Below are 23,965 nucleotides of genomic sequence, written 5' to 3'. Positions count from 1 at the left end.
AGGCTGCCGAGGACCAACCTCGTCAAACTGTCCGGACTTTAGTGAAAGCGCTGTCCGGGATTTAGCGGAATCAATGTCCAGCTTTTGCGAAGCGCGCAGCCAACACCAAGATGTTCGAGCTTAGCGTCGGTTCGCTCCTCTAACTTGGCCAGATCGGCGCGCAGGATCTCTTCGGACTTTGCCTCGGTGATCACCATGCTCGGCGTCATCGCAGGCGCGCCGGGCGCGCTTGTATGGCCGTAGCCAGTGGTCCAGATCCCGCCTACGTCTCGAAGGCTTTCGTCTTCAGGCCTTCCCACTGCTTGACGAGCGCAAGGCCCGCCGCGTTGATGCGTCGTGTCATGGTGCTAACCTCTTTTATTTTCAGGGAAACATGCGATAGTTGATAGGCGGCAAGGCCAGGTCAGGAGAGACCGTTATGGACCTTGAAAGGATCGGCAGATCCCGATTGAAAATGCGGCTCCCAGTGCTGCGAGCGATGATCGAAGCGCAACGGAGCCCGGCCTTTCGTGGGTTATGTGAAGAATACGCACTCGCCGCCATGGCCCGAGATGACTTGATCGTTGCGCTCCGTCATGACCACGTCGATCTCGACGGTTTGAACGCCGTCCTCGCTGAAATCGAAAGAGATGTCGATCGACTGCTGCGAACATCTAACGTAAGGCAGATCTGGAAATAGCATATGGACCTTGAGAAAATCGGCCGCTCTCGATTGAAGATCAAATTACCAGAGCGCCGGCAGCAATTGTCGGAGGTCCGAAGCCCTGCTTTGCGAGAACTGTGCCGAGCATATGCGAAAGCGGCGATGTTCCGTGATCGACTACGCCGATCATCCGGCGCCGATAGCACGCTCCTGAACGAATATGAGGCAATCTGCGACGAGATCGAAAAGGATGTGGATCGGTTACTTCGCATTGTCACAACAAGAATGGCCGCACGTCAGCACAGCCGCGCCGGCGGACACGTTCTTGTCCATGGTGCTTTTCCTCTTTGTTAAATGGCATGGCCGATCATCACCGCAGCGGCATGAAACCGTTGGAGCGGGCAGATGGGCTATGATTGGGATAGCGCGCGCGCCGAATGAAGGTTTGCGCGATACGGTGCTGCTGTCGTTCGCAGCGTGCAATGCCGACCTTCTTTCGATTGACGAGTGGTCAGATCGAAACATTGAAGTAACGGTGACCGTGAATTCCCGCGCTCAAAAGCCGATCCGAATGCTCGATGCTGATTTCGGGTTTAAAGATGTCCTCGGCGGACACGTCGCCGCAGACACCTTCGATAGAGACGTAGAAATTGCGGGCGGTGGATCCGCGACAACGATCAGGAAGTGGCCGACGACTTTCGAACGGCTGTTAAAGTTGAATCACGATGAAGTCACCGCATACGCCTGTGTGCGGGGCGTCGTCTACGAAGACGGCACCAAAGAAGAGTTTAAGTAGGCGACTCGACTCTTCGACAAGTTGTGACATGATCCCCTAGGGAACTGGGGGAAAAATCTTGCATATCCACATTACGAAGCGGCTCGCTGCGGCCGCTGCGATGGCGCTCGCGTTGGCGAGTTGTACGACCACACAAGCAGACTTTCGCAAGGATCCAGCGCGCGTGAGCAAAGCGGCTCTCTGTCGAACCTTCATCACCAACACCGACCTGAATTTTTCACAAGATCTCACCTATGAACTAGTGCGACGTGGCATTAGCCCCATCGAGTGCAACCAAATGGTTCAGCAACAAAATCAGGCGGCCGCAGCACTCGTCGCGGTGGCGATTGTTGGGACCGCTGTGGCGGTCTGTGCGAACAACGACTGTGGTGGAGGCGGATACACGCCCTACTATAGGGGCAACTGCCAGTATAGCTGGCAATACGATGCCGCGGGGAACAAGTGCGGTAGGCGAAGCGCCTATTCTCGCCCAGGCGGATATTAGAAACTCGACATTAGTCAACGCGCATGTTTCACTTTGATGGAAGGTGACGCACACGAATGGAGGCTGGCATTTTCTGGTTGGTCTTATTGGTCGCAGCAGGTGCTGCTGTTTATCTATTTCAGAAGTCGAGACCTTCTATAGCTCACAAAAAACCGCAGCCTATTCTGCAGGAGTGGGGCGCCTCCGAGAAGGGAAACCCGACGCAGATTTACCACGGCAAAGACGTGACCGTGTTCGAGTCCGATGGTGGATGGAAATTCACCATCGGTGACCCGAACGATCGACGCGAACCGTATTTTTCCGAACCGTATGAGACTGTCGACATAGCGAAGACTGAAGCTCTACGGCACATGAACCGTCTACCCTCGCTACACCAATCGTTACCTGAGCAGCGGCGTGAAAAGCGCCGCCAAAAAGAAGAGGAGCAGCGCGAGGAGTTTGTTTCCAATGAACCGGAAATCATCGCCGCATTGGCGGCTTCCGCTGACGCGGCGGCCAACGTCACCGAACTCCGGAAGATTGAACGCAAAGCCGAAACCCAGCTTCGACACGTTGACCGTGTTGTGGGTTCTATCGCCATCTATGGCTCCGACGAGGCAATTGAGAAGGCGTTGATTGTCCAGAAGGAAGCGCGTGAGTTGTTGGAAAATATCCGCATGCGCGTCGCCGAACTGAAAGAGAAACCCAGGACTAACAAGGCGGGGCCGTCCGCCAGTTAGTTTACAGTCTCTCTTGCTCTGATGGCCTCAGTCTCCCTCTCGATCTCAGCGCATTGCTTTGCGTCCATCGCCTTGAGGATCGCCAGCTCCTCGCGAGAGACCATATTTCCCGTGGTTTGGCACCAAGCGATGAACTCAAGGTTCGAAACCGGTACTGGCCCAGAGAGCCCCGGCGGCTGCGACTGCCGGAGTTTCCAGAACCATTCCCAAAATGAAGGCACCGTAGTCCGGCACGGCGGCTTCGGGGTTCTCTGTCTCGTGGGCCTCGTTCCGTCCGCGTCTGGTCTCCCATCCTTGTCGCGAACGCTGTCATCCCGAGCGACGACATTGAGCGACCGCCTCGGCTAGTGGGTTCTCCATATTTAGTTCTTCCTTTTTGAGAGCTTGGGCATATTTATGCCTTCATTGCAGAGAGGCTCTTTTCTCAAGGATCTGGGCTCATGACCGCCGCTATCAGCATCCTCTTCACAGTCCTTTTCGTCGCCGTAGTGCTCTATCTCGTCCAGAAGCTTCCGATTGATTCGACGATGAAGCAGATGGCTCAGATCGTCATTCTGATCATCGGCGTGGTTTCGCTGCTCAACTCTCTGGGCGTCATCTGATCGGCATCCAGGCAAGGACTCGAGCTACACAACCAACGCGCCCGGCCAAACCGGCACGAGGAACGGCCAGAGCAGCCCCTCGATCGTGCACAACAGGTCTTGCGAGTGCGAGCACCTCCTCGATGTCTGTCGACGACGACGTGGCGTATTCGACAGATCGCATCGGCAACTGCTTGGCGCTGAAATGCGTTAGCTCGTCGAAGCAGGTCAGTGGTATCTGCGAGCCCTGCCAGTTCAGAACCGTCTTGTCGTGCTCAAGGTGAGCGAACGATACCGAGGCGCCAGCCGGGAAGTTCCACTGCTGAAGTCGGGCACACCACCGAACCATGCCAACACGCGGCGATGCCGAGGCCCTGAAGCGAGTTCCTGGTGACGCTGGCGCCGTACCGGACGACGGCGAGTGCGAAGGATGCGACAATCGCCGCGACCGCCGCGAAGATGTCGGCGATCACCAACAAGCGGTGGAATCCCTAATAGTGTGCGAAGTGCAGGCGCATGCTGGTTCCTTTCCGCTGGGGGATTACTCGGCGGGCGTGAAGTTGAGGTAATAAGACTTGCCCGGCTCGTACTGGATTGCAGCGTCTGGATTGTCGACGTTCATCCGATGCTCACCCCAAGGGGTCGCCTTCGTAAAGCGCCCGTCCTCGGACTGGATGTCTTCGGAATAGACGGAGTGAAGGAACACAGTTGTGCCTTCCTTGCCGCTACACATGAATTTTGCGCGTACTCGTGCCGTCGTCGGCCTTCTCCTTCGTTATACTGGATACCGCCGGGCACGGATCTGGTTGCGGCGACAGGGTTCGAACCTGCGACACACTCCAGCTTATGAGGCTGGCGAGCTACCGGGCTGCTCTACGCCGACGTATGGAAATCGCTGGTTGAACGGTTAGAGTGCAAATCTGCACAACAGTTCGGGGTTTCCAATGACTGATTCAAAACCGATGATTTTAGACCAGGTCTTGGCCGATTTGATCGGTGACGAAATTGCTAACCGTCATGCAAACGAACTTCGCGCCGTGCTCTCAACTGGTAACGAGATCACTATGCACGGGAAGTTCACCATCGGTCGGGACTTCATCATTTACAGAACTGCGAAGGATGCTAACGGCAGATGGGCGATGACGCCCTTTTCGCACATCGTGCAGTTGATTATTTGACGCGCCCGCAAGCAAGAACGTGGTACACTTCCCACGTTGCCATGCGGCGACAGGACACTTCAAACCCGCCCGTACCGCACGGACCGCGACGCCTCGATTAAGGCGCTTGCGCGTCTCCTTGCCAGAAATACTCGACCTGACACGGCGACGAATGCTGAACCTGCATTCACAGCGCTCCAACTATGGAGGAAAGCGCCATGTCAAATCGTCTTGTTTTCTCTCTGTTCGTCGTCTCGATGAGCATCCTGCTGGTCTGGGCATTTAGACCTGCTACGCCAATGTTCACAGGGTCGTCGCAGACAATTCAGTCTGATACCCAAACTCAGTGACGCAAATGAAGGCGATCACCCAACCGAAGAGACTGCGGTCAGTGGGTGGTCGCGTTCTGCCACGAATTTCTCACATTCTGAGCCTGAAATGAGTGATGAACAAATCCGGCCTCATCTTCATCGTGCTGCTGTGCATCCTCGTTGGGATCGTACTTAGCCTCATGGCGTTCAAAGAGGATTTCGGATCAGAGACAGCCCCGACACCACCAATCACCCGCTGAACTGGAAACAGTCGAGCCGCCATATTCCATAGGCGGCAATCATCGGGTGTCCGCTCCTTAGCGCTTGTCGTAACTGTTGAGGCTATGCCTCGAAAATCTGATAGTTCGCGCAGACACTTCGAGATATTTCATCCTCGGTCGCCCATTCGGCATCGGAATCGTTGAGTAGCGTTAGAAACCCGCTCTTGCCCTGGATTTCTTCTGGCGATCGATAACCCTGCTCGCACTCCTCGCAGTGTCCGTAGACATCTCCGGTTTCGCTCTCGCGAAAGAGAAAGAGCCGGCCGTTATGACACCTCGGGCATTTGCCTGCGTGAAATTGCGTGCTCACTCACGTCGCCGGCGCGGAAAAAGGCGACCGAAGCCGCTAATTTCATTGGTGCCCCACCAGCTTGTTTACCGTCTGGCGGGGGCCGGAGCTATAGTCGCTCCGACTCTTGCTCTATTGCCGACTAAGCGGCTATCTGATTGCAGACCCGGGAATTGATCCCGGTTCTTCGCACGCGGCTTACCATTTGCCCTGCCTGCGGAAATTGTTACCGGATTCATCCACCTCTCCGGCGGGAGGAAAAGGTCTCGCCACTACCAATGGCGCTGAATATGAAATGGAAAAAGGGCGGCGGTCAGTGCCGCCCTTGTTTTGCTATGCAGCCTTGGAACGCGCCGAGGTCTTGTTAATCGATGTGACCGCCAAGTTGGTGAGCTTGTTGTTCGTCGCTTTCTCCTGGTCGAGGATCTCGCTAAGAAGCTTGTGCGCCTCATCATGGCCGAGGTCCTTGGCCCATTCACGAAGCGAGCCATAGCGGGCGATCTCGTAGTGCTCGACAGCTTGGCAAGCGGCTAGAAGTCCCGCGTCCAGCGCGGTCCCTTCCGCCTCTTTCATCAAACCGTCGGCCTCCTTGATGAGACCCTCGATGGCGTCGCATTTTTCGCCGGATGCCGTCTTGCCGATTGACTTGAAGACCTGCTCCAACTTCTTGATCTGCTCTTTCGTTTCCGAAAGATGCTCCTCGGCCGCCTTCTTGAGTTCCGCGCTATTCGCGGCCTTTGCGACCTTTGGAAGCGCCCTAGTGATGGCGTTCTCAGCGAAATAAACATCCTGCAGCGTATGTTCGAAAATATCAGCCAGCGATTTCATCAATTCTCTCCTTGGCAAATGAATGCAGGGGAGAAAGCTTCCTGCGGCGGAATCGTTCCAGTTCGTGTGTCTAAAATACCGGACACGCGGACGACGGGCCGCAAGGGGTCCGCACGAATATCAAGGAAACGGAAGAGCTCGTCTTTATGCAAAAAAAAAGGCCGGGGCGAAACCGCACCGACCTTCCTCATCATCGCTTACCAACCAGTGCCAGTACATCCGTGGTCAAAAGTCTAAAGCGATGAGGCATTTGCGAGCGGCGAAACTTTCAGCGCTCATAACCAATGCCGATGGCGGGTATATAGGGGGCCAATGTGTTCCAAACAAGTTCGTAACCATTTCGGGGTGTCAGGTACCGTTGAACCGTGGAAATACGACACCTGCCGTATGTCACTGGTTCGTCCATAGTCCTGTGCCAAGACTCCCGCATCCTTGGCGGGTGGTTCGAACCTAGAAGACTACCAATGAAGTTCATTATCGCCGGGGTGGCATCGCTCGCGGCGAGAAAGCAACCTACCAGATCGAACTGGCAGCTGGCCCCCAACGAAGCCGCGGCTTTACCTCCGAGGATAACTCAAGTGGACAGAATAGAAGCGGAAGACCACGTACAGCAAGTGAATGGGAAAGGGCGTCGGCCGCCCTGAGGATCTGTCTTCGAATTCTTGCGCAGAATCTGACGCGCAAGCCGTGAGACCTGCGGTCAAACTCGACCTCAGCGTCGACCTCGGCCGCCCTTACCTTGAGGATATCCATGATATCGATCGCAAGAGGGCGACCATCGACGGCTTTGATGCCAGCGACACCAGGCGTCGCCTCGAGTAAAGCGACCAGCGCCCTTGCAACGGGGCAGCGCATACCCGGCGAAAAGACGGGCGTCACGGCTCCCCTTGCCGTAGGGCGGTTGGTGATGACGGCGTCCGAAATCGCCCAAGACCCATAAGGCTTCAGGAAGTCGAAAATCTCGTCATGCTGGCGACCGTAGGGCTATGTCAGACGTGTTCACCACCCGGCTTGCTCTGCCAGAACATCGGCCATGAGGTGGTTTCCTGCCGCCGGAAAACGTCGAGACCATCCACAGGGAAGCGCTCGAGAAGCTCGGTGCCCCATGGTTCCGTCTGGTAGAGATCGTTCTCGACCCGGGCGTAGTTGGATGCAACTACCGTCACGCTTCGTCTCCCTCGCGGAACAAAAACGGCGCGGGATTAGTTGGCCTCCGAAAGGAGTCCACCATGAGCACGATACCTACGGAACCGATCCCAAAGCCCCCTCCAGAGCTGCCGCCAGGCCTGCCGCCGGACCTGCCTCAGCCACCGATTGAGGAACCCGAGCCTGACGTCCTTCCCGACTAGATTCCCAACCCGAATCCGGATGAAAATGACAAGCCGCCAAAGCACCTGAAATAGCATCGTCATGCAGCCGCCCTCGCCTTGAAGATGCTGCTGACGGCGTCGAGCATGGCGATGCCCCGCATCTTGTTTTCTATCTCAGCGTCGGGGCGCGGGAACTTGGAGCGCGAGCCTGGTCATCCAACCAGTGAACTTCTGGCGCTTTTGTGCTTCGGCCTATTCAATGAGTTCGGCGTAGGTGATTTTCATGCGGCGCCCTTCTGCACTGCCAGGTACAGCGCAATGCGCGGGGACGAGCGCGCACGCGACCGGGGGCGACACGGAGTTGCCGACGCAGGACACCTGCACGGATTTGGAAAACAAGCGCCAGACCGACCCCAAGCCTGATAGTCATGAGCACCGGCGAGGACGCAATCCGGTGGGAAGGCCCCTCCCGCGGCGTCAGCATCCGCATGGCGATATCGACGATGACGAAGGTAGCGCCCGAGACCTCGACCGTGACGAACTCGCGATCGTCCCGAAAGCCCGTGTGCCCGCATGAAATTGGCGACCTCGCGAGCCCGCTCAGCCTACCGTAGCGTGAACGGCGGCGCAGTGACGGTCGCCTCGACATGACCATCACGGTCCTTCGTGATGGTTCGCGTCGGTTCCGTTTCCGGCTGGCAGTCACCCGTGCCGTAGTGGGCCTGCATGTACGGCGTCACCGTCTGGGCGTCGACGAGCTTCGTGAGGTTTACCTGCTGGCCGTCTTCCTGCTTGCTCAAGCAAATTGGGTCAACAGGACCGATGACGACATGTGGCGCGACGTGCTCGACGAGGCCTATCGGCGCGGCTGGACTGACAGGCGCGTTAAGATCGAAGGCGAGTCGTTAAATTAGCCAAGCCTTGCAGAAAGAAATGACCGCCCTAACATCTTCTGCAGGAGGAAACGCCATGCCGAAAATCGCCGGGCCTAGACATCCGAAATCTCACCCCGATCGTGACCTGCAATGCCAGGAGGCGATCACTGATGAATTCCAGTTTTTGATCGAAAGGATCGAGGCAGCAGGATGGTCGCCCGAAGAGGCCTCATCAGCGTTGATCGAACTGGCCGAAAACCACTATCTCTCGATCAATGCTGAGGCAGAAATGCCGCCCTAACATCTTCTGCAGGAGGAAACGCCATGCCGAAAATCGCCGGGCCTAGACATCCGAAATCTCACCCCGATCGTGACCTGCAATGCCAGGAGGCGATCACTGATGAATTCCAGTTTTTGATCGAAAGAATCGAGGCAGCAGGATGGTCGCCCGAAGAGGCCTCATCAGCGTTGATCGAACTGGCCGAAAACCACTATCTCTCGATCAATGCTGAGGCAGAAATGTTTGAGCTTGGCGCCGGCGTCGTGCTGATAGCCCCAAAGCCGCATTGATTGGGTGGAGGCTATCAAAATGCCCGGCACCACATGGCGAAAAGGCGACATGCCGGAGGATGGATCCGTAATCTTTGTCCGCGTCGTGCGNCGCATTGATTGGGTGGAGGCTATCAAAATGCCCGGCACCACATGGCGAAAAGGCGACATGCCGGAGGATGGATCCGTAATCTTTGTCCGCGTCGTGCGTCCCTATCGGTTCAAAATCCACAAATCGAATAGCGAGGGATTTCGACACGGCAAGAAGGGTCGATGGCAGCAAATGAATGAGTTTGGTGGTTGGGTAATTGCCAGCCACCTACCGGCTTCGAATGGTTGATTGAGCTCCGCGATTCAGCGCTCCCCTTTTTGAGCTATGCGGAAAGCCTCCCCAAATCTGGTCGTTGACTCTCTGCCTTAATGAGAACATTTGTAGAACCGTTTACTCAGAGGGCATTGAGCATGAGCGACGAGGTTGGCGCTACCAAGAGAGCGGAAAGCAGCCTGGCCGAGCATCTGTGCGAACCTCCCTGCTGCATGAAGTGGGAGGCGTTCGGCTATGCCCACGGACGGGCGGCGCCAAACTGGTATTGCTTCGAACACAAGATCGAATGGCCACCGGCCAAGCGATCCTGACCCACGGCGCTAGGCGGGCGCCAGTCTCAGACATGCGGCACAACTCGCCCCGATCGACGATCGGGCACTGAAGAATGCTATCTGGAGTTCAGCAAGTGACGGACCACGCCAAACTATCCTCATTCGTCGCCATCCATCTGGCGGTGATAGACCAATCGACCAAACGCCGCTTCGCAGGAACAGGCGTTTCGCGCCGCCGCGAACAAGACAGCGCCCGCTCAATCGCTGAGGAACTCGTCAGGCATATCCGCATCAACCACCGTATCGAGCGCGCCGGAACTACGGTCGACGATGCCGAAGTTGTCGCGCTCGTCGCGGCCGAGCTTTGGAAGCTGCCTAACGCAGTAGCGAAAGACCTCGTCGCCATTGACGCCAACAGGAAAGAGGTCGCCCGTACAGCCATCGTCAATGCGCTGGTCGAAGCATTGACCCGGAGCTACGAATTCACATTCCTTCAACCCGAGTATCGGGGCATGGGGCCGTCGATCTACAAGGCGCCCAATGTTGGCCCACGTCGATAGCGCCTGCAAGGCTTGTCTGGGGGGAGGAACAATCCTCTGAGAGACGCGTTTTTTGCGGACATGCGACGTGCTGTCGAACTCTCGAGCCCCTCCCGCAGGGGCCTATTTTTTTAGCTCGAAGATCGGCCAGCTCGCGCAGCGCTTTGAACGACGGATGACGGAGCTTCCCGTCGCTGCTCCATGACCGGTCCCCCTTTAACCGTTTGCAGAACGACACCTTTCTAGCAGCATGGTGGCAACACGTTCCCGACGAGGTGTGCCAGCGTGGTTTTGTCGAGAGCCGCGTAAAGGAGAAATTAGGGCTGCCCTGCTCGATGCGGCGAATATGATCCGGACGTTGCGGATTATCCTGGATGGGAAGGAATGAAGCTTCCCATGTTTGAACAAGAGTCCCCTCCGCCTGAGCTAGTTCGAAAAGGCTAAGGGCAAATCGCTCCGTTTTGAAGTAGCTTTAGCAGCTTCTAAAATTGGAGAGGATCCCGCAATGCCGAACTATATCGCATGCGCCCTAGCTATCCTCACATACTTTTCGTGCACCGCCTCCTATGCTCAGACGACCTTCCAGGTCCCAGGACACCCATTTCGCTCGACTGTGAATTGTGTTCGCGAGGCGCCAATTGGCAAGTTCGACCGCAAGTGCGACATTCCACTAACCGGCTGGCGCTGCGCCGAAGGTCTGTGGCTGCCGATTGTCCAGAGCGGCCTCTAGGTCGCTAGAGGTCCCAGGGCGCACGCCCCTGCCCCAAGCAAAGCAGCGCTCTGGGATCACCTCGATCGGCACGGCCTGGCGGGATGGTTCGGCACAACTCTGTCGATCGTGGCACCTGGTCGACGCATGCGTTGTAAGCAGTGCAGCAACAACAACGGTAACGTGATCCGGGTGCGAAAACACCGACGGTGATTGTCGACCGCAGCGATGGAACATTGTTGTCGCACCCGAGTTATAAGAGCACCCCAACGTATCAGCTCCAAGGCCCCTCTTCCCCGGGTCTATTTTTTGAGCTCGAAGACATCAACGTTCTCGGCCAGCTCGCGCAGGCCTTTGAACGATGGATGCCGTAACTCCCCTTCGCTGGTGATCTCGGTATAGGTGATCTCGGCGACAAATGCCGGCTCACAGAAAACCGCGTTCTTGCGCTTGAGCGCGACCGGCGGCATGTCCGACAATTGCTTGCGAAGGTCGCGGGCCATTTTGTCCGTAAAGCCTGTTCCGACCCCGCATACATAGACCAGCTCGTTGCCTCGCCTCGCCGTAAGCAGCAACCGCGAAATCGCGCCGGCCACCTTCGTCGATGGCTCACATCCGACGACTACAAAGCCGTCGCTCTGGATGCACTTCAGCTTTACCCAATCGCCGCAGGCACCTTGGTCGAGAACCGTGGGCGGGTACTTTAGCCAGAGCCATAAGGCACGCACGCCGAACAGATTCACGATACATTAGCAATCGGAACAATGCCCTACCGCACGCGTTTTTAAATGCATAAGCGTTGGTGTATTGTGGAGGCAACCCAACGTGGGCTCCGGACGGTCTGGCTACTCTCCAACCCAAAGACCGTCTGGATCTCCCTCCACGAGTCCAGTGTAATCCCCCCAGCAACGGCGCATACTCTATGCGGGGCAAACGTCGGCCCTGTTCTCCCCTGGGCCGGCTAGGATTAGGGCTATGGGTAAAGCGGTTGGATCTCGCACAGGGATTGTAACGCCTGACGACTTCAAGCAGATCGAATGTGTCTTCCGGGAAATGGTTCAGGGGTTCAGGAAAGGCACCTCGCCTTTGATAGCGATGAAGCCGTTACGCTCGCGGCGCACCTGATCAGCCTTTTTCAAAGCGGCATCCACGACCACGATGCGCTCAAACAAATGGCTGGTTAATTGGGAGGGTGGCTGCCTGACCCGGCGGGACAACTGGAAAAGAGCGGCCTTCTTTTAGGGCTCTGCGGGAAGACCGCTAGCAATCTCAGCAACGACTAAATATCGAACTAAATCTAATGATTGGCGAGAACAATTCGCATTTAAGGAAAGGGGCGGCTAAGGGGTCGTCTCGTTTCCGCTGTCGTTCCCGCGGCGCCTTTTATAAGCGCCGCATCTCTGTGGGCTCTGAGCCGGATTCCCCGCTACCAGCAGCAGTTCGACGCACGCAAATCTCAACTTTTGCTCACTTGGAGCCAATTAAAGATTTCGCTATCTTTCTCTCGTCGGTGAAGGCGGTAGCTCAAGAAGGGAGGTCTAAATGGCTATTCACTTTGACCAGTCAGGTTTTGAACTCGCACCCGAACAGCTCGATACACTTCAAAGGATATTCGATCGCATTTGCTTCGAAACGAGGATCCCGCGCCAAGACATCCGCGCTGGCCGCCTCGCAAAATTCCTGATGGATGAATTTAGGTTCGGCAATACGGATGAGTTGGCGTTAACAGAGTGCGGTCGCTGGTTCTGTAGGCGGGCGAGCCCAACACGTCGAATTCAGAGCGAACAGCAACCGACCAGTATGCTGCACTAGGCGATGTGTTGCTCAACACCGCAGAGTGACGCGCTGCCCCACTCTCGGCCCTCGACTGGGATCACACTACGCCAGGCATACTCCGGTCAGCGTGGCCGCGCAACGGCCACGCCGTCATCGAGATGCCCCAGAGACAGCTGAAAATATTCCGGATCCGAGGCCCGATCCGATATGCATGTGCTCGTTAATTCAGCGCCGGCGTCGGTCCCCAGACCTCGCGATAGAATCGGAAGTCGGCACGTTCATGTCCGTGCTGCGAGCAGCAGGCGACGGGACTTATCGAGACCAAACATGTCGCCATAGCGATCGAGCGCGACCATGACGGAGGTGAAGTTGCTTGCATTGACCGCCCTTTCGCGGCCGAGCGAATTTTCTGCACAGATATGGCGCCATTCGGATTCCTTTTTATTGGATGCTGGCCATTTTCCGACCGGGCTTGCACCGTGAACCACTCAAAAACGGGGGAAACTCATGGCTCCAGGACGGCGCCCTACTGAGGAGAAATGGTCGAACTGCATGAATCGCCGTGGCTCTCATCGCCTCGGGCGCGCCCGCGCAGGCGGACACGACGGTGTGCTTGGGAAATGTGTGTCACTTCCAGGAACGGCACCAACCATGAAAGGTCTCTGAGCGACATCAATGAAGAAGCGAGAAAGGAATCGCTTGAGAACATTCGAGACCATTGATTGTTGTGGGGCAGACGATGCCTCCACTTGCCTGAGAGCAAAACTCACGCTGCAGCGCCTTTTCTACTAAACGCATGCTCCTTGATGCCTTCCCGCCGCTAGACGAGCGCGAGGCCCGCCGCATTGATGCGCCGGCTCATGTTGCTCCTCTCGGCGCGATACGCGTTGAGTCTAAGGTATGTGGATGACGCTTTAGCCCCGTTGGAAATAGACTAACAACGCTTGACAAAGCACGGCATTGGCCGTTCAACTCGGTTCATTCACCAGGGGAGTCCCGACAAGGGGCTGAGATATTGCTGGGCGGATCGGCTCTTTCGACCGCAGCGCAATGACCCGTTGAACCTGATCCAGTTCATGCTGGCGTAGGGACGGTGGGAACGACGGCAGTTGCGACAGCTCCTTTGCGATCGCGTGGACGTGTCTCTATCTTTCCAGCGCCAAGATCTGGGTCTCCAAACGTCAAGGTTGGAGCCGACCAATGGTTTTTTCAGATGTCGTACACGAGCCAAACCGCGGACATAGACGGCAACATCGACGCCCGTTAGCGGTGCGGCGCATGGATGAATGGCCCTACAGCTCCGGCCAGGTAACAGCTCGAACGGCTGCCAAATGAGGCAGGTGCTGATCAACGGAGCGGGTGTCGTCGGCCTTGTCACCTCATACGAACTGGCGCGACGCGGCATTGAGGTCGACGTCTTCGAACGTTCAAAACGGATTGGCGCCGGCGCATCCTGGTTTGCCGGCGGCATGCTGGCGCCCTGGTGTGAGCGCGAAAGTGCCGACGAGAAAGTCGAACGCGTCGGCGCGACAGCCATCGAGTGGTGGAAGACGGCGCTGCCCGACAAGGTCGTGCAAGAGGGGACACTTGTCGTCGCCGCCGCGCGCGATACACGCGAGCTCGATCGCTTCGCGGCGCGAACCAAAGGGCACAGATGGCTTGATGCCGACCAGATAGCCGAACTGGAACCCGATCTCGCCGGCCGTTTTTCTCGTGCACTCCACTTCCCGAGGGAAGCGCATCTCGATCCGAGAGAGGCGCTGTCTTCACTCCATGACACATTAATGGCCATGGGGGTGCGTTTTCATTTCGGCCAGGCGACCGATGCCACCGTCGATCGCCGTGTCGATTCGCATATTGACTGCACAGGCCCTGCCAGGCTCCCGGATGACGCAGCACTGCGGGGCGTGCGTGGCGAGATGCTCTATCTGCGCACCGGCGACATTCAACTGTCGCGTCCAGTGCGCTTCCTGCATCCTCGACACCCCATCTATGTCGTTCCACGCCGCCAGGGCGTCTTCATGGTCGGGGCAACAATGATAGAGAGCGAATTGTCCGGTCCTATCACTGCACGGTCGCTGATGGAGCTCTTAAACGCAGCCTACGCCCTGCACCCGGCCTTCGGCGAAGCGCAGATCACCGAAACCGGAACTGGCATTCGCCCCGCCTACCCCGACAATCTGCCAAGGATCACGAAAAGCGGTTCGATCTATTCCGTGAACGGTATGTATCGGCATGGTTTCCTGCTCTCGCCGGCTCTTGCGCACGACGTTGCCGAACTTCTGCTCAACCCGGACCACAGATCGGAGTTCTATGATGAACCTTAACGTCAATGGCGAAGAGCACGAGGTCGCCTGCTCGACGCTCGCCGAACTGATGGCTGCACTCGACTATGAAGGAAGCTGGCTGGCGACCGCTGTCAACGGCGAACTCGTTCACGCGGCCGACCGCGATCGATGGCGCTTAGGCGATCATGATCGCATCGAAATTCTCTCGCCCATGAAAGGTGGCTGACCATGCTGCAAGTCTACGACACGGAAATCACCTCCCGACTGCTCCTGGGCACAGCGGGCTATCCATCTCCAGCCGTGCTTTCGGACGCGGTGCGGGCTTCAGGGACACAAATCATCACGGTCTCGTTGAGGAGAGAGACGGCCGGCGGCAAAGCCGGAGGTGCGTTTTTCGAACTGATCCGCGAGCTCGGGACGAAAATACTGCCGAACACCGCCGGCTGCCACACCACCAAGGAGGCGGTGCTCACTGCTAAGATGGCGCGCGAGGTTTTCAAGACGAACTGGATCAAGCTCGAAGTGATCGGCAATCACGACACATTGCAGCCGGATGTGTTCGCGCTGGTCGAAGCCGCACAGATCCTTTCAAACGAAGGCTTCGAGATCTTTCCCTATACGACCGACGATCTGGTCGTTGCCGAGCGCCTGCTGGAGGCTGGCTGCCGCGTGTTGATGCCCTGGTGTGCTCCGATCGGCAGTGCCATGGGGCCACAAAACCTGTCCGCCTTGAGGTCGATGCGCGCACACTTCCCGGACGTGCCTCTGATTGTCGATGCGGGCATCGGCCGCCCTTCGCATGCAACCACGGTGATGGAGCTCGGTTTCGATGCCGTGCTCCTGAATACGGCGGTGGCCGGTGCCGGAAATCCGGCCGTGATGGCATCGGGTTTTGCCAAGGCGATCGAGGCCGGTCGGCTGGCTTTTGAAGCCGGCATGCTCGAACCGAGAGACATGGCAGTCCCCTCCACCCCGGTGATCGGAAAGGCGGTCTTCTCATGAAGCTCGATCCCTTCTACCTCATTGTCGACAGCGCGAATTGGGTCGAACGCCTCGTTCCAATTGGAGTGAGGCTGGTCCAGCTTCGCATCAAGGAAAGACCCGATAGCGAAGTCCGTAGCGATATCCGCATCGCCAGAACCATATGCGAGAGACACGGTTGCCAACTTGTCGTCAACGACCATTGGCGCATGGCGATCGACGAAGGCTGCGATTTCGTTCATCTCGGCCAGGAAGATCTGGCGCAAGCTGACGTGGCCGCGATCCGTGGGGCTGGCCTTAAGCTCGGCATCAGCACACATGACGAGGCCGAACTCGATATGGCGCTGTCAGTCGCGCCCGACTATGTCGCGTTGGGTCCGGTCTATCCGACCGTTCTCAAAAAGATGAAATGGGAGCCGCAGGGACTTGCTCGCCTCGCCACATGGAAGAAGAAAATCGGACCGACCCCACTGGTTGCGATCGGTGGACTGAACCTTGAACGCATTGATGGCGTCCTCACCCATGGCGCGGATTGTGCCGCGGTCGTGACCGACATTACACGTAGCCAGGATCCCGAGGACAGAACTAGGCGATGGATCGCTGCAACCTCACGATGGCGCATTGCGCCAGCTTGAACGAGATCTTCGTTTCCCAGCCGGCGACCACGGCCGAGCACCGTCCCCAGATGAGCCTCACCCTCAGAAAAGCCGCCACAACGGAAAATCGACCGAATATAGATGCCTAGAAGAGTGCCGCGAGGCTAACGTGTGACGGCGTAGTCACCGACGATCCTTGTTTCGCAAGCATCGTCAAGGTATATAGAAACCTGAAGGTGCTGTGGTCGAGGAAGATGTCTATTGTTGCAGTAAAGGTTTTGTCGACTGTCAACGCCCCTTATGGGACGAAGCTTTCGGCTGAGCAATTGGCATCCAAGATTTCCGATCCTGCCAGCGCAGTCAATTTCGATGCGTCGGCGTTCTCCTTTTTTTCCGAGGTAGACGAGAACCTTCAGATCTCGTTCCTTGGCGAAATGCACGTTGATCCGGCGATCGCTTCCGACTTAGCACGGAAGTTCTCGGCACTTGCCGGTTACCCGCTACCTTTGGCGCGGGCGGCATAATTGGTCGAACACCCAGCCAGCAGATGGGGGGACCTGTTTGATCACGCGGCTGCATTATCGATCAGGCAAGCTCCCAACTCACATTGATCGACAATTGGACTTTTAGAGGCGGTACCGCCCTGATGCTCCAGATCGATCATCGCGAGAGCTTTGATGTCGACATCTTCATCGATGATCCGCAGCTTCTGAACCCGAAGACACAGGGCTACGCGCTCGACATCAACCCTGACGGCTATCAGTCCGATGGATCAAGAACATTGAAGATCGTCTTCGAGAATGTTGGCGAAATCGACTTTATCTGCGCGCCCAGCCTGACTGATAACCCCACGGTGAAAGCGGAGGTGCGCGGTCGCGACGTCCTGCTTGAGACCCCTGGCGAAATCATCGCAAAGAAAATATTTTACCGCGGGCCACGATGCAGCCCCGCGACATGTTCGACATCGCCTGCGTCGTGAAGACTCACGGTGTCGAGTATCTCAATGAGGCCCTTACGCCCTTCGGAGACAAATGCGAGAAGGCTCTAAAAGTCGCTCGCCAGATGAACCCGCAGTTCGCGGAGACCATCATGACAAGACTTTTGTACCGTGAAGGCTTTTCCGAGATTCCACGCCTGGGACAGGCAATGACGATCAAACTCCTGGAAGCCATCTGCGCTCATTCGACCGGCGCAAAAGTCTAGCATGAGCCCATCCAAGTCGCAGACCGCCACTTTGGGCGCTACTAAGGCTCCCGGACTGAAGCGCCATTTGCTCGCAACAACGCCATCAACACTGGTCCGAGCGAAAACTCCCCTCGCCGCGCCTTTGCCGTCAAATAGCACAGACAACCGCCGGCCGAGTTGATGTAGCCTGCCTTCTCGAGAATGCAGGCCATCGTTGCGGCGACGCTTTCCGGTCCGATCGCCTCACAAGCATCCTGATAGAAAAGACAAGTCCAAGGTCGCTTCCGATGCAGGCTTAACAGTACTGAGCCTGATGCCTTGCCGGCTGGGCATCTCTGCGAAACTGGCTCCGTGCGCGCGATGTGCCCACGCTGGTCATGCTGCACGCCCAGAAAAGGATGAGCGTACCAGGCGGCGGCCGCTATCGCGGCCAAAGCCCGTTCGCGCGCGGCTTGACCGGTTAAAAGGGTCGCCGCGGAGGTTCAGCGCAAGCGCCGGCCGCAGGCCGGGAACCGGGACCGACTACCCCCGGCAAGCCGCTCCGCACTCCCGAGGCATTTCACGCTTCGCGACCATGCGCCCACGCCCTGGCAGCCAAAACCGAGGGGCAACAATCTCGCCCAATCGCGCAGATTTGGCTGGGATTTCCACCGGCCTCGGTGAAGAGAACACGGCACGTCATGGTTAAGTGGAATACGCGTTCTATTGTCATATTTTCGTTGCATATTCATTTCATTTCGCTTCTACTACTTTTTGGTTTCGCAGCGAAGGTTGCGTAAGCTTCGATCGAGGAGGATCGATTTTGCCGGGCGTGCCAAATGCCCTGGCTTTTGAGAAATGGGAGGAATCATGTTCAGACATTTGAACTGGACCGTCGTGGTCGCGTCCGCATTTTCAGTCGGCCTTGCTTCAAACGCATTGGCCGCTACCGAGCTTTCCTGGTGGCACGCCATGACCGGCGCCAACAACGAAGTTGTCGACAAGCTGGCAAAGGAATTCAACGACAGCCAGACCGCCTACAAAGTCGTGCCCGTCTTCAAAGGAACCTACCCGGAAACGTTGAACGCCGGCATTGCCGCGTTCCGCTCCAAGCAGGCGCCCGCCATCCTGCAGGTCTTCGATGCAGGCAGCGGTGTGATGCTGGGTGCGGAAGGCGCGATCCTGCCGGTGGCAGAGGTGCTCCAGAAGGGCGGTTACGAATTCAACAAGGATCAATACCTGCCGGGCATCGTCGCTTATTATTCGAAGGCGGACGGTACGATGCTGTCCTTCCCTTATAATTCGTCGTCGCCGATCCTCTATTACAACAAGGACGCGTTTACGAAGGCCGGCCTCGATGCGGAGAACCCGCCGAAGACCTGGCCGGAGGTGTTCGACGCGGCCAAGAAGATCAAGGCGAGCGGCGCTTCGGCCTGCGGCTTCACCTCCACCTGGCTCACCTGGATCCAGACCGAAAACTTCGCAGCCTGGAACAACGTGCCTTACGGAACGAACGAGAACGGCCTTGCCGGCCCCGACGTCGAACTGAAGGTCGACGCACCGCTGTTCGTGCAGCATTTCCAGGCGATAGCCGATCTCGCAAAGGACGGTACGTTCCGTTATGGTGGCCGCACCTCGGAGGCAAAGCAGCTCTTCACATCAGGTGAATGCGCCATCCTGACGGAATCATCCGGTGGCCTCGGCGACATCATCAAGTCGGGTATCAAATACGGTATTGGCCAGTTGCCCTATTACGAGGGCAGCGGTCCGCAGAATACGATCCCGGGCGGCGCAAGCCTCTGGGTATTCGGCGGCAAATCCGACGATGAATACAAGGGCATCGCCGAGTTCTTTAATTTCCTGTCGAAGACCGAAATCCAGGCACGCCTGCATCAGGTCTCGGGCTATCTGCCCGTCACCCTTGCGGCCTATGAGGAAACCAAGAAGTCGGGATTCTATGAAAAGAACCCCGGCCGTGAAACGCCGATCCTGCAGATGATGGGCAAGGCGCCAACGGAAAACTCCAAGGGTGTGCGGCTCGTCAATCTTCCGCAGGTGAGAGACATCCTCAACGAAGAGTTCGAGGCGATGCTCGCCGGGCAGAAGGATGCGCAAGCAGCCCTGACCGAAGGTACCAAGAAGGCGAACGCCGCAATCGCGGCAGCCATCGGAAACTAACGATGCAATAGCAGGACTGCCCCGGGCGTGAACCGGGGCAGTCCATCTCCTCGCGCAAAGAAGGGGGTCGCTTTGCAGCCTGTCGTCTTTCCCAATAAAATATTGCCTTATCTCCTGCTCGCACCGCAGATCGTGCTCACGGTCATCTTCTTCTTTTGGCCGGCGAGCCAGGCGCTTTATCAATCCGTGCTTCGCGAGGATCCGTTCGGGCTCAAGTCCGGCTTCGTCGGCCTTGCCAACTTTCGCGCCGTCCTGGCAAACCCGGACTACCTGCATTCGCTGAAGGTGACAGTGGTCTTCAGCCTGGCGACGGCGTTGCTCTCGATGGCTGTCGCTCTGTTGTTGGCAACGGCGGCAGACCGTGTCGTTCGCGGCCGAAACATCTACCGCACGCTTCTGATCTGGCCCTATGCCGTTGCACCCGCAGTGGCCGGCATGCTGTGGCTCTTCATGTTCAATCCGGCGATGGGGACATTTGCCTATATCTTACGGCGCAACGGCTTTGCATGGGATCCGCTTCTGAATGGCGACCAGGCCATGGCGTTGGTGATCGTCGCGGCTGCGTGGAAGCAGATCAGCTACAATTTCCTCTTCTTCGTCGCTGGTCTGCAAGCGATCCCGAAATCGCTGATCGAGGCTGCATCGATTGATGGCGCACGCGGAGCGCGGCGTTTCTGGACGATCGTCTTCCCGCTTTTGGCACCGACCACCTTCTTCCTGCTGGTGGTCAACACCGTCTACGCCTTCTTCGACACGTTCGGCATCATCCATGCGGTCACCGGCGGCGGACCGGCGAAGGCGACGGAAACGCTCGTCTACAAGGTCTACAATGATGGCTTCGTCAATCTCGACCTCGGCAGTTCCGCCGCGCAATCGGTCATTCTCATGGTCATCGTCGTCGCACTGACGGCGTTCCAATTCCGCTTCGTCGAGAAGCGGGTTCACTACTCATGAGGCGCGCTGATGATTGAAAAACGTCCCATCGCCAATTTCATCGGCCATCTCGTGCTGATCATCGGCGTCATTATCGTCGCCTTTCCGATCTACTACACCTTCGTCGCCTCCAGCCGGACGTCGGTCGAGATCATCCGCCCGCCGATGTCCTTGACCCTCGGCGATCAACTGAGCGAGAACTATACGGAGGCGATGTCCGGCGGCGTCGAGCGCGTGGTCGGCGTCAGCCTTGAGCGGCTCTTGTTCAATTCGACCGTCGTTGCGATTGCGATCGCCGTCGGCAAAATCGTCATCTCGTTCCTCTCGGCCTTCGCGATCGTTTTCTTTCGCTTTCCGCTGAAGATGGTCTTCTTCTGGATGATCTTCATTACCCTGATGCTGCCGGTCGAGGTACGCATCCTGCCCACTTACAAGGTGATCGTCGACCTCGGGTTGATCGATACCTATGCTGGCCTGACGCTGCCTTTGATGGCTTCGGCAACGGCGACCTTTCTTTTCCGGCAGTTCTTTCTGACGATCCCGGGCGAACTGGTGGAAGCGGCGCGCATCGACAATGCCGGCCCCTTTCGCTTCATGCGTGACATCCTGCTTCCGCTTTCGAAAACCAACATCGCCGCGCTGTTCGTCATTCTCTTCATCTATGGCTGGACCCAGTATCTCTGGCCGTTGCTGGTAACGAACGACGCGAAGATGAACACCATCATCATCGGCCTGCGTCGCATGGTCGATTTCACCGACGCCTCGACACCCTGGAACTACGTGATGGTAACCGCGATCCTCGCGATCATCCCGCCAATCCTCGTCGTCGTGCTGATGCAGCGCTGGTTCGTCAAAGGTCTTGTGGAGACTGAGAAGTAATGGCTCAAATTACCCTGAACAACGTCCGCAAGATCTATGGCGGCAATATCGAGGCGATCAAGGGAGTCTCGCTGCAGATCGATGATGGCGAACTCGTCGTTCTCGTCGGCCCATCCGGATGTGGAAAGTCCACGCTTCTGCGCATGATTGCGGGTCTCGAAAGCATCAGCTCCGGCGAGATCGTCATCGGCAACAGAACAGTCAATGATCTGGAACCCGCTGAGCGGGACATTGCGATGGTGTTTCAGAACTACGCGCTCTACCCGCATATGACCGTGCATCAGAACCTTGCCTACGGGCTGAAGAACCGCAACACGCCGAAGGACGAGATCGAGCGTCGTATCGCGATTGCCGCCAAGACCCTGGAAATAGAGCAGTATCTCCACCGCAAACCACGCCAGTTGTCCGGTGGCCAGCGCCAACGCGTGGCCATGGGGCGGGCGATCGTGCGTGAGCCGGCCGCGTTCTTGTTCGACGAGCCACTGTCCAATCTCGACGCCAAGTTGAGAGGGCAGATGCGGATCGAAATAAAGCGCTTGCAGCGGTCTCTTGGCACGACCAGCGTTTACGTCACGCATGACCAGATGGAGGCGATGACGCTTGCCGACAAGCTGGTCGTGGTCAATGGCGGACAGATCGAGCAAGTCGGATCACCGATCGAACTCTACGAAAAACCGGCAACGACTTTTGTCGCAACGTTCATCGGTTCACCGTCGATGAACCTGCTCAAACATGCTGAAACTCTTGAGGGCTGGTCGATCTCGCCCCATGTGCCCAAACCAGCAGGCGCATTTACGATCGGCGTCCGACCGGAAGACCTCGTTGTCAGTGAACCCACCGCTCCGGACTTTGATTTCACCGCCAAGGTCCGCATCGACAGCATCGAACTCGTTGGAGCGGAGAGTTACGTGCATGGCAAATTCGCCAATGGCCAGGATCTTGTGTTCCGAGTCCCAGGGCGATCGGTGAGGCAGATCGACGATCATGTCACGGTCGGCGCGCAGGCCAAGGACCTGCATGTGTTTGATGATAGGGGCAAGCGCGTGTCCTAACACGGGCTTTGCGGCTTCCTATCCTCGCCAAAATCAATGAGCCTCGCCTCGGCGGCAGAATGGAGCGATCGTTCCGCGTGCCTTGTATCTCAGGCGATGATTTTCTAGATCAATAAGTACGGATAATCGGCTGATATTATTAGTTATTCCATAATGCCAAATGAGCTTTCTGTCTATACATTAGGTGTTTCGAGGTCGGTGCGGCGCACGCTTTCCACGAGATCAATGAGTGCATCGGTCCGGCCCATTACCCCAAGCCCTCTTCGGCAATTTTATATCTGCCGGGAATATCTCGCTTTTACATAGGCTTCTTTGACGATATTAAACCAAGCGGCGAATGCTGCTGATCGTGTAGCCGGATCTCAGCCAGTCCGCGATGCTGCTCTTTAGCACGACCACGCAGGAATTTCAGATTGTGGGATGCCGGACTGTAGCGGCATCACGATGCGCGATGGGCCTCTCGATCGTCGCCTCCGACGGCCAGCGACCGCAAACAAAAAGTAACTCCGGTGTCCAAGGACCATGTCGAACAGTCGAGAGTGGCCCAGTCTTTGCGCCTGCGCAATGAGAAGCGGCGGCGCAGGCGGCATGATGGGAACAGTACAATGGAGATCGTCATATCCGAACAGGTAGTCGAGCATGAGACTTCAACGTGCTGGATGGCACCCAGGGCGTTCGAACGCTTGCGGCCGAGGCGACGACCGCCACCAGGATGGTGTGGCATTCTTAGGGTGATAGGAGGTGGAGTTGAACGCAACGTCGCGCCCGCTTGGCGCTGCAGATATCATGCGCCTGGAAACGCTCCACCGCGAACTGCTCACGATTTGCCTTCGGCTCGAGGAGGTTGCCGCGGACATCGAGATGAGCGCGAGCGAACCAGTTCGTGAGCTTGCGCAGTCGATCCCAGCAATTTTGAAGGAGGTTCATGACCTCGAAGAGCATACTCTCTTTCCCGATTTCGATCGCAACGCGGGTTCGCTCTTCGCCGCCAAGGCCATCGAAAGGCTAAGGCTGATCATCGCTGCGACCGGCTGGCGGCAGAGGAACTCTCACTCGTCTTTTGCGCGCTGGCCGATGGCCGGTCTGATCTCGGGCCAGACACCATTGCCCGTCTACTGCACGGCTTCCAGGAAGCGCTCCGCCGGCATATTCACGCCGAGAGCCTTGTAATGGAGGCGCTGTTAGCGGCTAAGGCCGAAGCTCGCGAGATTTTTCAGTAACGCGCGCTTGTCGCGACATGGCCAAGAACGGATCAATCAATCGCGGTACTGGCGCACCGCTATGCGGGTCTGGCAATCTCCGGTGGCCCGACTTCTTGTCGGCACCCCGGCTCGCGGCGCTTCAAGTCGACGTCACTCGACTATTTGGCCTACCCTCTGCAACCCCGGCCAGCGCCGGGCAGGCCAAGCGCTGATTTACACCAGCGCACGCCTGTAGGCTGCGATCGTTT

General features: G+C 57.3%; 32 protein-coding genes, 1 tRNA gene, 1 pseudogene and 1 riboswitch. Of the genes and pseudogenes, 26 read left to right on the top strand and 8 right to left on the bottom strand.

Features of this window, described 5'->3' with window-relative positions:
* Nucleotides 1-38: 38 nt before the first annotated feature.
* Entirely contained in the window at nucleotides 39-197 is a 159-nt protein-coding gene (locus ASD52_RS39450) for a hypothetical protein (protein ID WP_200954086.1), read from the bottom strand.
* Nucleotides 198-418: 221 nt separating this feature from the next.
* Here ASD52_RS39450 and ASD52_RS38745 point away from each other — a divergent pair, with 221 nt between their 5' ends.
* From ASD52_RS38745 to ASD52_RS39445, 5 genes are all read left to right on the top strand, one after another.
* Entirely contained in the window at nucleotides 419-679 is a 261-nt protein-coding gene (locus ASD52_RS38745) for a hypothetical protein (protein WP_156613021.1), read from the top strand.
* Nucleotides 680-682: 3 nt separating this feature from the next.
* A complete protein-coding gene (locus ASD52_RS39145; protein WP_057206286.1) occupies nucleotides 683-997 on the top strand; it encodes a hypothetical protein in 315 nt (104 codons plus the stop codon).
* Nucleotides 975-1,439 carry a hypothetical protein gene (locus ASD52_RS23760; RefSeq protein WP_244497510.1) on the top strand — a complete coding sequence of 155 codons (465 nt, stop codon included), beginning with the start codon at nucleotides 975-977 and terminating at the stop codon, nucleotides 1,437-1,439. Before ASD52_RS39145 ends, ASD52_RS23760 begins: the two co-directional genes overlap by 23 nt.
* A 540-nt stretch (nucleotides 1,440-1,979) precedes the next feature.
* Nucleotides 1,980-2,642, top strand: a complete 663-nt coding sequence (locus ASD52_RS23750) for a hypothetical protein (protein ID WP_057225610.1) — start codon at nucleotides 1,980-1,982, stop codon at nucleotides 2,640-2,642.
* A 440-nt stretch (nucleotides 2,643-3,082) separates the two neighbouring features.
* Nucleotides 3,083-3,244 (top strand): Thivi_2564 family membrane protein, encoded by a 162-nt coding sequence (locus tag ASD52_RS39445; RefSeq protein ID WP_107027934.1) that lies wholly within the window; start codon nucleotides 3,083-3,085, stop codon nucleotides 3,242-3,244.
* Nucleotides 3,245-3,498: 254 nt separating this feature from the next.
* On the opposite strand, the gene ASD52_RS39140 is transcribed toward ASD52_RS39445, so the two are convergent.
* The 3 genes from ASD52_RS39140 to ASD52_RS23730 all read right to left on the bottom strand — a co-directional run bounded on the left by ASD52_RS39140 (nucleotide 3,499) and on the right by ASD52_RS23730 (nucleotide 4,107).
* Entirely contained in the window at nucleotides 3,499-3,702 is a 204-nt protein-coding gene (locus ASD52_RS39140) for a hypothetical protein (RefSeq protein WP_162254176.1), read from the bottom strand.
* A 62-nt stretch (nucleotides 3,703-3,764) separates the two neighbouring features.
* Nucleotides 3,765-3,929, bottom strand: coding sequence for a hypothetical protein (locus ASD52_RS23735; protein WP_244497509.1), 165 nt, complete (start codon nucleotides 3,927-3,929; stop codon nucleotides 3,765-3,767).
* Between the two features lie 97 nt (nucleotides 3,930-4,026).
* Nucleotides 4,027-4,107 (bottom strand) — tRNA-Met (locus ASD52_RS23730).
* A gap of 60 nt (nucleotides 4,108-4,167) precedes the next feature.
* Between ASD52_RS23730 and ASD52_RS23725 the strand changes: the two genes are divergently transcribed.
* Nucleotides 4,168-4,401 carry a hypothetical protein gene (locus tag ASD52_RS23725; protein WP_057225604.1) on the top strand — a complete coding sequence of 78 codons (234 nt, stop codon included), beginning with the start codon at nucleotides 4,168-4,170 and terminating at the stop codon, nucleotides 4,399-4,401.
* Between the two features lie 1,193 nt (nucleotides 4,402-5,594).
* On the opposite strand, the gene ASD52_RS23720 is transcribed toward ASD52_RS23725, so the two are convergent.
* Nucleotides 5,595-6,089 (bottom strand): ferritin-like domain-containing protein, encoded by a 495-nt coding sequence (locus ASD52_RS23720; RefSeq protein ID WP_057225602.1) that lies wholly within the window; start codon nucleotides 6,087-6,089, stop codon nucleotides 5,595-5,597.
* A gap of 687 nt (nucleotides 6,090-6,776) precedes the next feature.
* Between ASD52_RS23720 and ASD52_RS40645 the strand changes: the two genes are divergently transcribed.
* Complete coding sequence (locus tag ASD52_RS40645; RefSeq protein WP_256371984.1) at nucleotides 6,777-6,911, top strand: hypothetical protein; 135 nt, start codon at nucleotides 6,777-6,779, stop codon at nucleotides 6,909-6,911.
* A gap of 167 nt (nucleotides 6,912-7,078) precedes the next feature.
* Here ASD52_RS40645 and ASD52_RS38730 read toward each other — a convergent pair whose 3' ends face one another.
* Nucleotides 7,079-7,255 (bottom strand): hypothetical protein, encoded by a 177-nt coding sequence (locus tag ASD52_RS38730; protein WP_156613020.1) that lies wholly within the window; start codon nucleotides 7,253-7,255, stop codon nucleotides 7,079-7,081.
* 791 nt (nucleotides 7,256-8,046) lie between these two features.
* Between ASD52_RS38730 and ASD52_RS38725 the strand changes: the two genes are divergently transcribed.
* The 6 genes from ASD52_RS38725 to ASD52_RS23675 all read left to right on the top strand — a co-directional run bounded on the left by ASD52_RS38725 (nucleotide 8,047) and on the right by ASD52_RS23675 (nucleotide 9,980).
* Nucleotides 8,047-8,313 (top strand): hypothetical protein, encoded by a 267-nt coding sequence (locus ASD52_RS38725; RefSeq protein ID WP_057206260.1) that lies wholly within the window; start codon nucleotides 8,047-8,049, stop codon nucleotides 8,311-8,313.
* Between the two features lie 55 nt (nucleotides 8,314-8,368).
* On the top strand, nucleotides 8,369-8,575 hold the full coding sequence (locus ASD52_RS23690) for a hypothetical protein (RefSeq protein WP_057225596.1): 207 nt from the start codon (nucleotides 8,369-8,371) through the stop codon (nucleotides 8,573-8,575).
* Nucleotides 8,576-8,598: 23 nt separating this feature from the next.
* Nucleotides 8,599-8,844, top strand: coding sequence for a hypothetical protein (locus ASD52_RS23685; protein ID WP_038577891.1), 246 nt, complete (start codon nucleotides 8,599-8,601; stop codon nucleotides 8,842-8,844).
* Between the two features lie 91 nt (nucleotides 8,845-8,935).
* A partial coding sequence (locus ASD52_RS23680; RefSeq protein WP_210179274.1) for a hypothetical protein occupies nucleotides 8,936-9,163 on the top strand: 228 nt, incomplete at its 5' end.
* Between the two features lie 122 nt (nucleotides 9,164-9,285).
* On the top strand, nucleotides 9,286-9,459 hold the full coding sequence (locus ASD52_RS39440) for a hypothetical protein (RefSeq protein WP_200954084.1): 174 nt from the start codon (nucleotides 9,286-9,288) through the stop codon (nucleotides 9,457-9,459).
* Between the two features lie 95 nt (nucleotides 9,460-9,554).
* Nucleotides 9,555-9,980, top strand: a complete 426-nt coding sequence (locus ASD52_RS23675; protein ID WP_057225590.1) for a hypothetical protein — start codon at nucleotides 9,555-9,557, stop codon at nucleotides 9,978-9,980.
* Between the two features lie 990 nt (nucleotides 9,981-10,970).
* Here ASD52_RS23675 and ASD52_RS23670 read toward each other — a convergent pair.
* Nucleotides 10,971-11,411, bottom strand: a complete 441-nt coding sequence (locus ASD52_RS23670) for a hypothetical protein (RefSeq protein WP_025428898.1) — start codon at nucleotides 11,409-11,411, stop codon at nucleotides 10,971-10,973.
* 799 nt (nucleotides 11,412-12,210) lie between these two features.
* On the opposite strand from ASD52_RS23670, the gene ASD52_RS23665 reads away from it, so the two are divergent.
* The 8 genes from ASD52_RS23665 (at nucleotide 12,211) to ASD52_RS40285 (ending at nucleotide 17,512) form a co-directional block, all read left to right on the top strand.
* Nucleotides 12,211-12,480: a hypothetical protein gene (locus ASD52_RS23665; protein WP_025428903.1), complete on the top strand. Its 270-nt coding sequence runs from the start codon at nucleotides 12,211-12,213 to the stop codon at nucleotides 12,478-12,480.
* 941 nt (nucleotides 12,481-13,421) lie between these two features.
* Nucleotides 13,422-13,553: riboswitch (TPP riboswitch) on the top strand.
* Between the two features lie 222 nt (nucleotides 13,554-13,775).
* A complete protein-coding gene (thiO, locus tag ASD52_RS23655) occupies nucleotides 13,776-14,771 on the top strand; it encodes a glycine oxidase ThiO (protein WP_025428905.1) in 996 nt (331 codons plus the stop codon).
* Nucleotides 14,761-14,958 (top strand): sulfur carrier protein ThiS, encoded by a 198-nt coding sequence (gene thiS / locus ASD52_RS23650; RefSeq protein WP_025428906.1) that lies wholly within the window; start codon nucleotides 14,761-14,763, stop codon nucleotides 14,956-14,958. The genes thiO and thiS overlap by 11 nt, the downstream gene beginning before the upstream one ends.
* 2 nt (nucleotides 14,959-14,960) lie before the next feature.
* Nucleotides 14,961-15,734, top strand: coding sequence for a thiazole synthase (locus ASD52_RS23645; protein WP_025428907.1), 774 nt, complete (start codon nucleotides 14,961-14,963; stop codon nucleotides 15,732-15,734).
* The gene (locus ASD52_RS23640; protein ID WP_025428908.1) at nucleotides 15,731-16,348 is read left to right on the top strand and encodes a thiamine phosphate synthase; all 618 of its coding nucleotides are present in this window, start codon (nucleotides 15,731-15,733) and stop codon (nucleotides 16,346-16,348) included. Before ASD52_RS23645 ends, ASD52_RS23640 begins: the two co-directional genes overlap by 4 nt.
* Before the next feature lie 215 nt (nucleotides 16,349-16,563).
* Nucleotides 16,564-16,833, top strand: coding sequence for a hypothetical protein (locus ASD52_RS23635; RefSeq protein ID WP_025428909.1), 270 nt, complete (start codon nucleotides 16,564-16,566; stop codon nucleotides 16,831-16,833).
* A 122-nt stretch (nucleotides 16,834-16,955) separates the two neighbouring features.
* Nucleotides 16,956-17,288, top strand: coding sequence for a hypothetical protein (locus tag ASD52_RS40290; RefSeq protein ID WP_025428910.1), 333 nt, complete (start codon nucleotides 16,956-16,958; stop codon nucleotides 17,286-17,288).
* Nucleotides 17,264-17,512 carry a hypothetical protein gene (locus ASD52_RS40285; RefSeq protein WP_156613018.1) on the top strand — a complete coding sequence of 83 codons (249 nt, stop codon included), beginning with the start codon at nucleotides 17,264-17,266 and terminating at the stop codon, nucleotides 17,510-17,512. The genes ASD52_RS40290 and ASD52_RS40285 overlap by 25 nt, the downstream gene beginning before the upstream one ends.
* A gap of 41 nt (nucleotides 17,513-17,553) precedes the next feature.
* Here the strand turns inward: ASD52_RS40285 and repC are convergent.
* Nucleotides 17,554-17,754: pseudogene (gene repC / locus ASD52_RS40280) on the bottom strand (replication initiation protein RepC); the annotation flags it as partial.
* Between the two features lie 586 nt (nucleotides 17,755-18,340).
* Between repC and ugpB the strand changes: the two are divergent.
* The 5 genes from ugpB (at nucleotide 18,341) to ASD52_RS23600 (ending at nucleotide 23,685) form a co-directional block, all read left to right on the top strand.
* Nucleotides 18,341-19,651: a sn-glycerol-3-phosphate ABC transporter substrate-binding protein UgpB gene (gene ugpB / locus ASD52_RS23620; protein WP_244445470.1), complete on the top strand. Its 1,311-nt coding sequence runs from the start codon at nucleotides 18,341-18,343 to the stop codon at nucleotides 19,649-19,651.
* A 72-nt stretch (nucleotides 19,652-19,723) separates the two neighbouring features.
* Nucleotides 19,724-20,605, top strand: a complete 882-nt coding sequence (gene ugpA, locus ASD52_RS23615; protein WP_057220613.1) for a sn-glycerol-3-phosphate ABC transporter permease UgpA — start codon at nucleotides 19,724-19,726, stop codon at nucleotides 20,603-20,605.
* A 9-nt stretch (nucleotides 20,606-20,614) separates the two neighbouring features.
* On the top strand, nucleotides 20,615-21,463 hold the full coding sequence (gene ugpE, locus ASD52_RS23610) for a sn-glycerol-3-phosphate ABC transporter permease UgpE (protein WP_025428914.1): 849 nt from the start codon (nucleotides 20,615-20,617) through the stop codon (nucleotides 21,461-21,463).
* Nucleotides 21,463-22,515: a sn-glycerol-3-phosphate import ATP-binding protein UgpC gene (locus ASD52_RS23605; protein WP_057225588.1), complete on the top strand. Its 1,053-nt coding sequence runs from the start codon at nucleotides 21,463-21,465 to the stop codon at nucleotides 22,513-22,515. Before ugpE ends, ASD52_RS23605 begins: the two co-directional genes overlap by 1 nt.
* A gap of 747 nt (nucleotides 22,516-23,262) precedes the next feature.
* On the top strand, nucleotides 23,263-23,685 hold the full coding sequence (locus ASD52_RS23600; RefSeq protein ID WP_244497508.1) for a hemerythrin domain-containing protein: 423 nt from the start codon (nucleotides 23,263-23,265) through the stop codon (nucleotides 23,683-23,685).
* Nucleotides 23,686-23,965: the final 280 nt, after the last annotated feature.

The sequence above is a fragment of the Ensifer sp. Root142 genome, from assembly GCF_001426785.1.
In the GTDB taxonomy this organism is placed as follows: Bacteria; Pseudomonadota; Alphaproteobacteria; order Rhizobiales; family Rhizobiaceae; genus Ensifer; species Ensifer canadensis.
The sequence above is the reverse complement of the archived record's forward strand: the minus strand, read 5'-3'. Positions and strand labels throughout refer to the sequence as shown.